This is a genomic window from Methylobacillus caricis (assembly GCF_020532705.1).
Taxonomy (GTDB): Bacteria; Pseudomonadota; Gammaproteobacteria; order Burkholderiales; family Methylophilaceae; genus Methylobacillus; species Methylobacillus caricis.
In genome coordinates this window covers 423,514-435,446 of sequence record NZ_JAJAVD010000004.1, presented here as the reverse complement: position 1 = coordinate 435,446, position 11,933 = coordinate 423,514, and the positions used below count along the sequence as shown (strand labels likewise).

Sequence of the window (11,933 nt, the reverse complement as noted above, 5' to 3'; positions counted from 1 at the left end):
GCTACAATGAACCTAACCAATTAACCACTATAGCTATGCATATCCACATCCTCGGCATTTGCGGTACTTTCATGGGTGGTATCGCTGTGCTGGCCAAACAGGCCGGCCACCGCGTTACCGGTTGCGATGCCAATGTCTATCCGCCAATGAGCACACAGCTTGAAGCACAGGGTATAGAGCTGATAGAAGGATTTTCGCCTGAACAGGTCTCGCTCAATCCGGATATCTACGTCATTGGCAATGTGGTGACGCGGGGTAACCCGTTAATGGAGGAAATACTCAATCGCGGTTTGCCTTATATCTCGGGTCCGCAGTGGCTGGCAGAGAATATACTGCATGCACGGAATGGCGAGCCCGGCAAATGGGTACTTGCCGTGGCGGGTACCCACGGCAAGACCACGACTACCTCCATGCTGGCCTGGATACTCGAATATGCAGGCCTGGCGCCAGGCTTCCTGATTGGTGGCGTGCCGCAGAATTTCGATATCTCTGCACGTTTGCCTGGCGTACCTGCGCAGGATGCGCATAGCATTTCGCCTTTTTTCGTGATTGAAGCTGATGAATATGACACGGCCTTCTTCGACAAGCGTTCCAAGTTTGTGCACTACCGTCCGCGTACCGCCGTTCTCAATAACCTGGAATTTGACCATGCGGATATCTTTGCCGACCTTGCGGCCATAGAAACCCAGTTCCATCACCTGGTGCGTACTGTTCCGCATAATGGTCTGGTGGTTGCCAATGGCAGGGAAGATAGCCTTAAGCGGGTGATAGCCCGTGGTTGCTGGACGCCGGTGGAGTATTTCGGCAGTGATTGGCAGGCATATGAAATCGATGCGGCGGGCAGCTTCAGTATTAGCCTCAAGGGTGAGCCGCAAGGCCGGGTAGCGTGGGACCTGCTGGGAGAGCATAACAGGATGAATGCATTGGCTGCGCTGGCTGCAGCGCGCCATGCCGGTGTTGCAGTGGCTACCGGTATTGCCGCCCTGACCGAGTTCAAGAACGTCAAGCGCCGGATGGAAGTGCGTGGTGTGGTGAATGAGGTCACGGTATATGATGATTTCGCCCACCATCCGACTGCCATTGCCACCACTGTTGAGGGGTTGCGGGCGAAAGTGGGCCAGGCCAGGATATTGGCGGTATTGGAGCCCCGCTCCAATACCATGAAGTTGGGTGTCATGAAAGATGCCTTGCCGGAGAGCTTGCATGAAGCTGACCAGGTATTCTGCTATGGAGCCAATTTGGGATGGGATGCCGCAGCCGCATTGCAGCCCATTCAGCACAAGGCAGCTACATTCGATGACCTGCATGTGTTGGTCGAGGCGATAGTGGCAGAGTCGCAGCCAGGTGATCACATACTGGTAATGAGTAACGGCGGTTTCGGTGGAGTACACCAGAAGCTGCTGCAAAGGCTGGCACAGTGATTTTACCAGCCCTGAAAGGCATGGGAGTTCTGGGCTGGGCTCTGTTGTTGTCAGCGGTATTTCACCTTATCCTGATCCTGGCAGTCAATTTTGAGGCACCTGCGCTCAAGTTCATCAAGGACAAGATTCCTCCGCTGGACGTGGTGCTGGTAAATGCCAAAACCGACTCCAAGCCCAAAAAAGCAGATGCATTGGCGCAGGCCAACCTCGACCGTGGCGGCAATACCGATGCAGACCGGCAGATGAAAACTGCCCTGCCCCCCCCAAAAAAGAAAAAAACCGAGGTTGCACCCAAACAGGCGGCTGAGGCATCTGTTGCTTCACGCCCAGGACGTGAAGAGAAAGAGCAGAAACAGCAGGATAAAGTGGCTGAACTTGAGCGTCAGGCACAAGAACTCATGACCCAGCTTGATGCCAAGAAAAAGCTGGAGTCTGCTCCAGCCCAGAGTACTACCACCTCCACGCCGGATAATGGCCAGCAGCAAGATGCTCCCAAGAACCTCAACGCCAGGGATCTGGTCGCTTCCAGCCTGGATATTGCCAGGTTGGAGGCGCAGATTGCCAAACAACAGGATGAATACCAGAAGCGCCCCAAACGCAAGGAGCTGGGTGGCCGTACGCAGGAGTACCGCTTTGCCACCTATGTGGAATCTTGGCGGCAGAAGGTGGAGAAAATAGGCAACCTGAATTATCCCGAGGCTGCCAAAGAGCAAAAGCTCTACGGGAAACTGGAGCTTTCGGTCGATATTAAGGCGGATGGCTCCATAGAAAAAATTCGTATTACCCGTAGTTCAGGCCATAAAGTGCTGGATGACGCTGCCAGGCGCATAGTGGAAATGGCGGCGCCTTATGCGGCTTTTCCTGAAGATATCCGCAAGGATTTCGATATCATCGGGATTACACGTACCTGGACGTTTACCAAGGAAGACAGCCTGGCGACACAATGAGCTCCATCTTGAACGCCATGTGATCTTCCTGCCTGAACCAGAGCAAAGGCAGCAAGAGCGGTTGTGGCAACCTGGGTGCGGCAGAGGGTTTGGCATCAGCAGCTCAGCCGGAATGACAGGAGGATGCGCATCAACCGGGCAGGTTGTTTTGACCGTTGCGGCAGCCGGGCTGGGAACCTATCCCGCAACCAGTTTAATGATACCGGTACGTGAGCAGGTTGAGTCCCATGTCCACCTGGTTATATCTAAATGGCCAGAAAGACCTGCTCCCCCTTGTTAAGCCGGCGCTGGATGGCATCCTTGAGCGCTTGGGCTATGGTGGGGTCCAATACCTGGGGTAAGGATTCCCGACGGCTCTGCCCCCAGATTGGATTGGGAAAATGGCGGTCACGCTTGAATCGTGGGATGACATGCCAATGCAAATGCGGTGTCATATTTCCCAGGCTTGCAAGGTTGATTTTTTCCGGGCGGATCACTTCCCGCACGGCTTCCTCTACCGCAAATACCACGGTCATGAGTTGATCACGCTCATCCGCTGACAAATCGCTCATTTCCTTTTTATGCTTGTTCAGGACCACTCGGCAAAACCCCGGATAGTCTGCATCATCTATGCGAACCACCCGGCACAAAGCGCTTTGCCAGAGGAGATCACCACCGGGAGTGGAGCATAGTTCGCAATTCTTCATGGAGGTATCTTTCTTTTACTTGTTGGTTGATTGGCAGAATTTATTACGGAAAGTTTCTGCGCCAGCCGGAACTCTGGCTGTCAATCCCGGTCTTTCCTTCGGCGTTATCCCATAATCACTGTAATGAACATTTCAATTTCCTACCGCCGTAGCCCTACAGGACAACAATTATAATGACTATCTCCCGATATTTCGCTAGGCGGCGTCTAATGCTGGCGATTACAGGCCTTGCCGTGTTGCTGATTGCCGCTTATCTGTTCCGGTTGGAAGCGCTGGCTTGGCATATGTGGAGCAGCTCACGGCACTCCCCTGCATCTACCATGAATCTGAAACATTACACAGTGGAGCATGAAGCGATAGCAATTCCCGGTGTGGGTGCCGATCTTTCCGATTTGAGCTACAACCGTGAAACCAATACCTTGTTTACCGTTTCCAACAAGCAGCCCTTGATCGTCGAGCTGGGCCTTGATGGCCAAGTGCTGCGCAAGGTGCATGTCAAGGGTATTGCCGACATGGAAGGCATTGCCCATGTCGGTGGTAACCGTTTTATTCTACTCAACGAGCATGAACATAGCTTGGTGCTGACCAATTTGGAGCCAGGGATAGAAGAGATAGATGTTACTCATGATCCCAAATTGACACTTGCTATGTATGCAGTGGATAACAAGGGGTTTGAGGGAGTGATGTGGGATGCCGACAATCAGCGAGTGCTGCTGGCGAAAGAGCGCGCGCCCAAGCGCGTGATTGCCGTGCATGGCTTCGTAGATGCGCTGCCCGGCCAGCCTATAAAGTTGCGGATAGAGAAACTGGCGCAGACTTCATCCCATGGTTTGCGCGACCTTTCAGCCATCAGTTACGACCACACCAGCGGCAACATACTGCTATTGAGTGATGATTCGCGGATGGTTGCCGAATATGACGACCAGGGAAAAATGTTGGGGACGCTGGCTCTCTGGCACGGTTTTCATGGCCTGGATCGCAATATCCCCCAGGCCGAAGGACTGGCAATCGGGCCGGATAAGCGCATTTATGTGATCAGCGAGCCAAACCTGTTCTATGTCTTCAAGCCCGTGGTGACAAGCTCAGCACATATCTAGACTTTGTCAGTGAATTGCGTGAATCCCTGGATAAATCGCTGCAGGTCTTGCTTGACCCTGGCATCCTGTAATTGGCCATGTTCGTCAAATACCTCGTGTGCATGTGAAACCAGCAAACGATCAGGCCAGTGATAGGCACCCAGCTGTTTAAGCACGGAGAGCCACGCATTCTGTGATAACAGGGTGCCGAAGCCGGATGGCGTGGCACCTATCAATGCAAATGCGCGCTGGGCAAAAACTTGCTGGATATCAGTAGCAGGCCGCGAAAGCCAGTCGATGGCATTCTTGAATACGCCGGGAATGCTGTTGTTATATTCCGGGGTTGCCAGAATCACGCCATCACTGTCTATGATTTTTTGTTTGAGCGCGCGTACTGCGGTCGGGATGCCTTCCCGCTCTTCCAGGTCACCGTCGTAAAGTGGTATGCCATGCAAGGTCGCCACCTCAATTTCCACACCTGCAGGCGCTAGTGCGCTGGCGGCGTGCAACAGGGCGGTATTGTAGGACTGCTTGCGCAGACTACCGGAGATTGCTAGCAATTTGGCCATGGCGGCGCTCCTTGTTTTTGAGGATCAGATAGAATCAGGCATCACCTTTTGTCACGAGTTCCGCATACTGTTCAAAGGTGATGGTGCCTCCCATGGCTTCCACCAATTGTTTATCTTCGCCATGCAGCACATCCTGCACAATATCCAGGCGCTTCCATTGTGGTGTTGGAGTTTTACAGCCGCTTTGCGGTACGTATTTTGATGTTTCCAGCCGCTGGTGTTTGTGAATGTAGCGTGGGCAGTTGATGAAGATTTCTTCAATATGTACCCGTACCACCAGTTCGGATTCCTGGAATTCAGACAGCAGCGGGTCATGCCGGTCTATGCTTGCCGTGCCATGTACGCGGACGCGGTGCGGGGTTTCAAAGTCGATGAACAACATGCCTATCTTGTTGTTGAGTGTAATGTTGCCCATGGAAAGGTACATGCTGTTGCCATCTAGGCTGGGGAAGGCGAGTGTCTTGTCATCCACAACTTTAACGAGGCCGGGTTGCCCGCCTTTATATGAACACGTAGGGAATCCACGATGATCAACCGTGGAAAGGAAAAAGAAATCGCGGCTGGCGATAAATGCAGCATGCTCCTCCGCAATGGCGGGCACTACAATCAGATCCTTTACCCGGTCCGCCATCTTGACGCTGTCAAAATCCCTTTGCCATGCTCGGTGCTGTTCTCCATAGAAGTCGCCCATCTCACTCTCCTGTCTAAATTTTGAAAAGGATAGTTATGCTTTTTATCAACACATGGTAGAGACAAGCAGCAAGTATCGTCAATGATGGCGTTGGAATAACAAGCGTTTAGCGCTAAGATACGGCTTCATGTTGCTGATGCCTAACCTATCCACTTGAAAAAACTGTTACTGACATTGATGATCGTATTGCTCCCGCTGCATTCTGTGTGGACGATTGCGGCGGGTTATTGCCAGCATGACGCAACTGATAGGGTTGCGCATTTCGGTCATCATACGCATGAGTCTGATACCCCCGTTGGCAACGAGAACGACACTGCTGATGGTAGTGTGCTCACTGCGGGCATTCATCATGATTGCAATATCCATATGCTGAGCTGGCAACTTCTGGATATTCCGGAAATCCAGGCTGTATCTGCTTTCTTCCCCGATTTCCCTTCATATCATTTTATCTTTCCCGAGCGCATAGACCGCCCCAACTGGCCACTCGCTGCCTAATCCAGCGGCTGTCCCATTCAGGCCATCAGTGACGGCCTGCCTTTTCGTAATGGCACGACGCTGGATTCTTCTTGGACTTTTGGGAGAATGCGATGCGTGTTACCTATTACCTTGCCAGCATCGCGCTGGCCGTGCCTTTGATTTCCCTGGGCGCCGACAGCGGTTTTTCCGCTGACAATGCGTACAACAAACTCAGTTTACCTGATGCGCTGGCTTTGGCCCTGGCTGCCAATCCGAATATCCTGGTAGCCGAGCGTGAGCGTGAGGCCAATGTAGGCATCAGCATGCAGGCTGCAACCCGGCGCAATCCTACACTTTCCTCTTCTATCGAGGATACGCGCAATGCCAACCGCCTCACCACCATACAGCTAAACCAGCCCCTGGAGCTGGGTGGAAAGCGCCAGGCACGTATGGAGGCAGCCGGCCTGGGCCTTGATGCTGCAGAAATGGATATTGCAACGCGCAAGGCTGAGATTGCAGCTGCTGTCACCACGGCTTTTTATGAAGTGTTGGCAGCACAAGAGCGCATGCAATTGGCTGCATCTTTTGTCAACCTGGCGCAACGTGCTACCCGTGCGGCCGAGAATCGGGTACAGGCAGGAAAAGTTTCCCCGGTAGAGGAGACCAAGTCCCGCGTGGCTGAATCATCGGTACGCATAGAGGCAACCCAGGCCAGGCGTGCGCTGAACGTGGCGCGTCAGCGCCTGGCTGCGTTATGGAGTGGCAGCGCAGATTTCGATGAAGCAGAGGGAAGCCTGGAATCATTGCCCATATTGCCCGAATTGGCGGAGCTGAGTGTCCAGCTTGCCCAATCCCCTGTTCTTGAGCGTGCACGCCTGGAAATCGGGCGTAGGGAGACAATCGCAAGGCTGGAAACCGCCAAGCGCGTGCCTGACCTCACTGTGAGCGTGGGGGCGCAACGCAACCAGGAATTGGGTATTAACCAGGCTGTGTTTGGACTTTCTGTCCCTATCCCGGTATTTGACCGTAACCAGGGCAATATCCATGAGGCTGTCAGCCGTACTGACAAGGCACGCGTGGAACTGGCAGCCTTGCAGCTCAGCATGCATACCAATTTGTCAGCGGAGTATGAGCAATGGCTTGCCAGCAGTCAGGAAGCCGAAGCCTTGCGCCTGGATATATTGCCAGGTGCAAGCAGCGCTTTTGAAGCAGCGGCCAAAGGGTTTGAAATGGGGAAATTCAATTTCCTCGATGTGCTGGATGCACAACGTACTTTGTTCCAGGCACAGTCTCAATATCTCAATGCCCTGCTTGGCGTGCACCGTGCACACGCTGAAATCGGACGCTTGCTGGGCAATTCCCTGCAGGCTGCCCAACCGAACAATAAGTGAGTGAGAAAGTACTTACTATGAATAATAACCTTGATAATAAAAGACAGTGGTTGATGATCCTGGGCATTGTTGTGCTGGGAGTTTTACTGGCTGCGTGGATATTGAGCAGCGGGCAATCTGGCAGTGACACGCCGGATGAACATGGCCGCAATCCCCATTATCATGAAGAAAAAAACTCCGAAGTTCCCAAGGGGCCGCATGCAGGCAAACTGCTCCGGCAAGAAGGGCTTGCACTGGAAGTGAGCATATACGAACAGGGAGGCCCGCCGGTATTCCGCGTGTATGCCTATGACGGCGTACGGCCCCTGGACCCGGCAGACCTCCGTGTCACCATGGAAATCGAGCGGCTGGGGCAGCCTGTGCAAATCTTGCGCCTGCATGCGGAACAGGACTACCTGACCAATGAGACCGCCATTGTGGAGCCGCACTCCTTTGAGGTGAAGCTGCTGGCCCAATATGCAGGAAGGCAATACCAGTTTGGTTATGCCCAGCAGGAGATGCGCGTGCAAATGAACGAACGCCAGCTGTCGATGAATGGCATAGAAATCCTCACTGCAGCACCAGCCCGCATCAAGGCCAATCTCAAGTTAATAGGTGAAATCAGGTTGAATGCCGACCGTGCGGTGGTGATAGTGCCGCGCCTGGGAGGCTTGGTGCAATCCGTGACAGTCAATGCTGGCGACCAGGTTCGCAAGGGGCAGTTGCTCGCCATAATATCCAGCCAGCAACTGGCGGACCAGCGCAGCGAGTTGCTGGCTGCCAGGGAGCGCCTGGAGCTTGCCCGCACAACATATGAACGCGAGAAGCAGCTTTGGGAGGAAAAAATCTCTGCCAAGCAGGATTACCTGCAGGCTAAACAAGCCATGCAGGAACAGGAAATTGCCGTGCGTAACGCCCAGCAGAAGCTGGCGGTGCTAGGCGTCAGCCAGTTCCCCAGCCGCGATCTTACCAGTTACGAGATACGCTCTCCCATGGACGGCACAGTGACTCTCAAGCAGGTTGCTGTAGGCCAGGTGTTGCGCGAGGATGATGCCATCTTCAGTGTGGCCGATCTTTCCAGCGTGTGGGTGGAAGCAACGGTTTACGCGCGCGACCTCAGCTTGATACAGCCAGGGCAGCAGGTGACAGTGAGGTCTCCCGCGCTCAAGCTTCAAGCCATTGGCAAAGTGGCTTATATCCAGCCGCAACTCGGTGAGCAGTCACGTACTGCCATGGCGCGCATTGTCTTGCCGAATGCGGATGGCAAATGGCGCCCCGGCGCTCCAGCCGATGTAGACCTGGTGACCGAGGAAATAGAGGTGCCGTTGGCAGTCTCGCTGGAAGGCCTGCAAAGTTTGCGGGACTGGACTGTGGTGTTTGGCCGCTATGGCGATGTATTTGAAGCGCGCCCACTGACGCTGGGGCGCAGCGACGATAAGTATGCCGAAGTGCTGGATGGTTTGTCCGAAGGCGAGCAGTATGCCGCCAAGAACAGCTTTCTTATCAAGGCCGAGCTGGGAAAATCCAGCGTAGCGCATGATCATTAGGAGCCGCCATGAAAACGCATGACACATGGTTTGAGCAGCTCATCAGCTTCTCCGTCTATCAGCCTTGGCTGATCCTGATGATGGTGTTTGTGCTGGCTGCCGCCGGTATTTTCAGCTATCAGAAACTGCCTATAGATGCTGTGCCGGACATCACCAACGTGCAGGTCCAGATCAATACCGAGGCTTCCGGCTATTCGCCGCTGGAAACCGAGCAGCGCATCACCTTTCCGCTGGAAACGGTCATGGCAGGATTGCCGCGGCTGGAACAGACCCGTTCCATTTCCCGCTATGGCCTGTCGCAGGTGACCGTGGTATTCAAGGAAGGGACGGATATCTATTTTGCACGGCAACTGGTCAATGAAAGGATACAACTGGCGCGCGAGCGTTTGCCCGCTGGCATCACGCCTGTGCTGGGCCCTACTTCCACCGGACTGGGCGAAATCTACATATGGGCGGTGGAAGCCAGGGAAGGGGCATTGAAGGGCGACGGCAGCCCCTATAGTCCTACCGATCTGCGAGAAATCCAGGACTGGATCATCAAGCCACAATTGCGCACTGTACTCGGCGTCAACGAGATCAATACGATAGGGGGCTATAACAAGGAATACCAAGTGGCGCCCTATCCCGAGCGTCTTGTTGCGCACGGAGTTGCATTGACCGACCTGGTGGATGCACTGGAGCGCAATAACAGCAATATAGGCGCAGGCTATATAGAAAAATCAGGCGAACAATACCTGATACGCGTGCCCGGCCAAGTGGCGGACGAGGACGATATAGCCTCGGTTGTAGTGGCTACCAGAAATGGCACTCCCTTGCGCGTGAAGGATCTGGCCGATGTCTATATCGGCAAGGAGTTGCGCAATGGGGCGGCGACCGAGAATGGTGAGGAAGTCGTGCTGGGCACTGTGTTCATGCTCATGGGTGAAAACAGCCGGGAAGTTGCTCGGGCCGTGGAGCAACGCCTGCACGCCATCAACCAGACCTTGCCGCCAGGCGTGATAGCTCGTACCGTCTACGACCGTACCTCTCTCATAGAAAAAGTCATAGCCACGGTGAAGGGCAACCTGATCGAAGGTGCCCTGCTGGTGACTGCTGTACTGTTTGTTTTCCTGGGCAATATAAGGGCAGCCTTGATCACCATGCTGGTGATTCCCTTGTCCATGCTGTTCACCTTCAGCGGCATGCTCGGCAGCAAGGTGAGCGCGAACCTCATGAGCCTGGGCGCGCTGGATTTCGGCATCATCGTTGATGGCGCGGTGGTGATCGTTGAGAACTGCATGCGCAGGATGGCCCATGCGCAAAAACGGCATGGGCGGGTATTGAGCCGGGAGGAACGCCGGCAGGAAATACTGGTTGCTGCCAGCGAGGCCAGGCGGCCGTTAATTTACGGCCAGCTTATTATCATGGTGGTGTACCTGCCGATCTTTGCCTTAAGCGGCATAGAGGGAAAAATGTTCCATCCCATGGCTTTTACCGTGGTGGTGGCGCTGCTTGCAGCCATGCTGCTGTCCCTTACATTCATCCCGGCAGCCATTTCGCTGTTCCTCAAAGGAAATGTCAGCGAGAGAACAGGTGGATGGATGATGAGACTGGGCCGCTCATACAGGCGGTTACTGCAACAGGCCTTCAACTATAGCGCGCTCGTGCTGACTATTGCTGTCACCGGCGTAATATTGGGATTGTTGCTGCTGACCCGTATGGGCAGCGAATTCATCCCTAATCTGGATGAGGGCGATATTGCACTGCATGCACTGCGCATTCCGGGCACCAGCCTGGCGCAGGCAGTGGAAATGCAGCGCGAACTGGAGCATACGGTGCGCGAGTTTCCTCAGGTGGAGCGCATATTTGCCAAGATTGGCACCTCGGAAATTGCCACGGATCCCATGCCGCCAAGCATGGCCGATAATTTTGTCATGCTTAAGCCCAGGAAGGAATGGCCTGATCCCAGGCTGCCCAAGCAGGCGCTGGTGGCCAGCCTGCAGGCCGCCATAGGGGAAGTGCCAGGAAACAATTATGAATTCACACAACCGATCCAGATGCGTTTTAACGAACTGATTTCCGGTGTGCGCAGCGATGTGGCAGTCAAGGTGTTCGGCGATGACATAGTGGTCATGGAAGAGGCTGCAGGGCGGATTGCCCAGGTATTGTCCGCAATAGACGGGGGAGATGACGTGAAAGTGGAGCAGGTGACCGGCCTGCCGGTACTTACCATTCAACCCGACCGGCAACTGATCTCGCGACTGGGGCTGAATGTGCAGGATGTTCAGGAGGCCATATCCATTGCAGTGGGCGGGCGTGTGGCGGGGACGCTGTTCAGCGGCGACCGGCGCTTTGATGTTGTGGTGCGCCTGCCGGACGATGTTCGTGCGGACCTCAATGCCATTCGCCGCATTCCGGTGCGTCTGCCTGCAGATGCAAATGCCCAGGCCGGTTTCATGCCGCTGGGTGAGCTGGCCACATTGGAAATCGCCCCTGGCCCCAATCAGTTCAGCCGTGAAAACGGCAAGCGCCGGGTGGTGGTGACTGCCAATGTGCGCGAGCGGGACCTAGGATCGTTCGTGACGGAGGCACAGCTCAAGATAGAACAACAGGTGCAGCTGCTGCCGGGATATTGGCTGAGCTGGGGCGGCATATTCGAACAGTTGCAATCCGCCAGCCAGCGCCTGCTCATCGTGGTGCCGTTGGCGCTGATGCTGGTATTCATCCTGCTCTATGCCATGTTCGGCAGGCTGCTGGACGGCATACTGGTCTTTTCCGGCGTGCCGTTCGCCATGACGGGCGGCATACTCTCGCTCTGGTTGCGGGATATCCCGCTTTCCATTTCGGCAGGCGTTGGCTTTATTGCACTATCAGGAGTGGCTGTACTCAATGGCCTGGTGATGCTGAGCTTCATCCGTCAATTACGCGATGACGGGAAACCGCTGGATTTTGCCATTCTCGAAGGGGCTATTACCCGATTGCGCCCGGTACTTATGACGGCCTTGGTGGCTTCACTGGGCTTCATCCCCATGGCCATCGCGACCGGCACCGGTGCCGAGGTGCAACGGCCGCTTGCGACGGTGGTGATAGGCGGGATCGTATCCTCCACCCTGCTGACCTTGCTGGTACTGCCTGTGCTGTACCGCTTGGCTTACAGGCGTGGACTACAGCACGGGCATTAATGCATCAAT

10 protein-coding genes are annotated in these 11,933 nt (G+C 54.7%); 7 read left to right on the top strand and 3 right to left on the bottom strand.

Annotated features, from left to right (window positions below):
* The first annotated feature begins 35 nt into the window (after nucleotides 1–35).
* Together mpl and LG200_RS12440 are read left to right on the top strand one after the other, a co-directional pair.
* Nucleotides 36–1,421, top strand: a complete 1,386-nt coding sequence (gene mpl / locus LG200_RS12445; RefSeq protein WP_226757948.1) for a UDP-N-acetylmuramate:L-alanyl-gamma-D-glutamyl-meso-diaminopimelate ligase — start codon at nucleotides 36–38, stop codon at nucleotides 1,419–1,421.
* A complete protein-coding gene (locus LG200_RS12440; RefSeq protein ID WP_226757947.1) occupies nucleotides 1,418–2,368 on the top strand; it encodes an energy transducer TonB in 951 nt (316 codons plus the stop codon). Before mpl ends, LG200_RS12440 begins: the two co-directional genes overlap by 4 nt.
* 245 nt (nucleotides 2,369–2,613) lie before the next feature.
* On the opposite strand, the gene LG200_RS12435 is transcribed toward LG200_RS12440, so the two are convergent.
* Entirely contained in the window at nucleotides 2,614–3,054 is a 441-nt protein-coding gene (locus LG200_RS12435; protein WP_226757946.1) for an HIT family protein, read from the bottom strand.
* Between the two features lie 209 nt (nucleotides 3,055–3,263).
* Here LG200_RS12435 and LG200_RS12430 point away from each other — a divergent pair, with 209 nt between their 5' ends.
* On the top strand, nucleotides 3,264–4,151 hold the full coding sequence (locus LG200_RS12430; protein WP_226757945.1) for an SdiA-regulated domain-containing protein: 888 nt from the start codon (nucleotides 3,264–3,266) through the stop codon (nucleotides 4,149–4,151).
* Here LG200_RS12430 and LG200_RS12425 read toward each other — a convergent pair.
* The gene (locus LG200_RS12425; protein ID WP_226757944.1) at nucleotides 4,148–4,699 is read right to left on the bottom strand and encodes an NADPH-dependent FMN reductase; all 552 of its coding nucleotides are present in this window, start codon (nucleotides 4,697–4,699) and stop codon (nucleotides 4,148–4,150) included. The two genes, LG200_RS12430 and LG200_RS12425, sit on opposite strands and share 4 nt — an antisense overlap.
* Before the next feature lie 34 nt (nucleotides 4,700–4,733).
* The gene (locus LG200_RS12420; protein ID WP_226757943.1) at nucleotides 4,734–5,390 is read right to left on the bottom strand and encodes a pyridoxamine 5'-phosphate oxidase family protein; all 657 of its coding nucleotides are present in this window, start codon (nucleotides 5,388–5,390) and stop codon (nucleotides 4,734–4,736) included.
* Between the two features lie 153 nt (nucleotides 5,391–5,543).
* On the opposite strand from LG200_RS12420, the gene LG200_RS12415 reads away from it, so the two are divergent.
* The 4 genes from LG200_RS12415 (at nucleotide 5,544) to LG200_RS12400 (ending at nucleotide 11,924) form a co-directional block, all read left to right on the top strand.
* Nucleotides 5,544–5,885 (top strand): hypothetical protein, encoded by a 342-nt coding sequence (locus LG200_RS12415; RefSeq protein WP_226757942.1) that lies wholly within the window; start codon nucleotides 5,544–5,546, stop codon nucleotides 5,883–5,885.
* Nucleotides 5,886–5,977: 92 nt separating this feature from the next.
* Complete coding sequence (locus LG200_RS12410) at nucleotides 5,978–7,237, top strand: TolC family protein (RefSeq protein ID WP_226757941.1); 1,260 nt, start codon at nucleotides 5,978–5,980, stop codon at nucleotides 7,235–7,237.
* 17 nt (nucleotides 7,238–7,254) lie between these two features.
* A complete protein-coding gene (locus tag LG200_RS12405; RefSeq protein WP_226757940.1) occupies nucleotides 7,255–8,763 on the top strand; it encodes an efflux RND transporter periplasmic adaptor subunit in 1,509 nt (502 codons plus the stop codon).
* Nucleotides 8,764–8,771: 8 nt separating this feature from the next.
* Entirely contained in the window at nucleotides 8,772–11,924 is a 3,153-nt protein-coding gene (locus tag LG200_RS12400; protein WP_226757939.1) for an efflux RND transporter permease subunit, read from the top strand.
* Nucleotides 11,925–11,933: the final 9 nt, after the last annotated feature.

What these genes read in the sequence shown, in the direction of transcription:
- mpl (WP_226757948.1), top strand. Translation starts at nt 36, where the DNA reads ATGCATATCCACATCCTCGGCATTTGCGGTACTTTCATGGGTGGTATC.
- LG200_RS12435 (WP_226757946.1), bottom strand. Translation starts at nt 3,054, where the DNA reads ATGAAGAATTGCGAACTATGCTCCACTCCCGGTGGTGATCTCCTCTGG.
- LG200_RS12425 (WP_226757944.1), bottom strand. Translation starts at nt 4,699, where the DNA reads ATGGCCAAATTGCTAGCAATCTCCGGTAGTCTGCGCAAGCAGTCCTAC.
- LG200_RS12410 (WP_226757941.1), top strand. Translation starts at nt 5,978, where the DNA reads ATGCGTGTTACCTATTACCTTGCCAGCATCGCGCTGGCCGTGCCTTTG.
- LG200_RS12420 (WP_226757943.1), bottom strand. Translation starts at nt 5,390, where the DNA reads ATGGGCGACTTCTATGGAGAACAGCACCGAGCATGGCAAAGGGATTTT.
- LG200_RS12430 (WP_226757945.1), top strand. Translation starts at nt 3,264, where the DNA reads ATGCTGGCGATTACAGGCCTTGCCGTGTTGCTGATTGCCGCTTATCTG.
- LG200_RS12405 (WP_226757940.1), top strand. Translation starts at nt 7,255, where the DNA reads ATGAATAATAACCTTGATAATAAAAGACAGTGGTTGATGATCCTGGGC.
- LG200_RS12400 (WP_226757939.1), top strand. Translation starts at nt 8,772, where the DNA reads ATGAAAACGCATGACACATGGTTTGAGCAGCTCATCAGCTTCTCCGTC.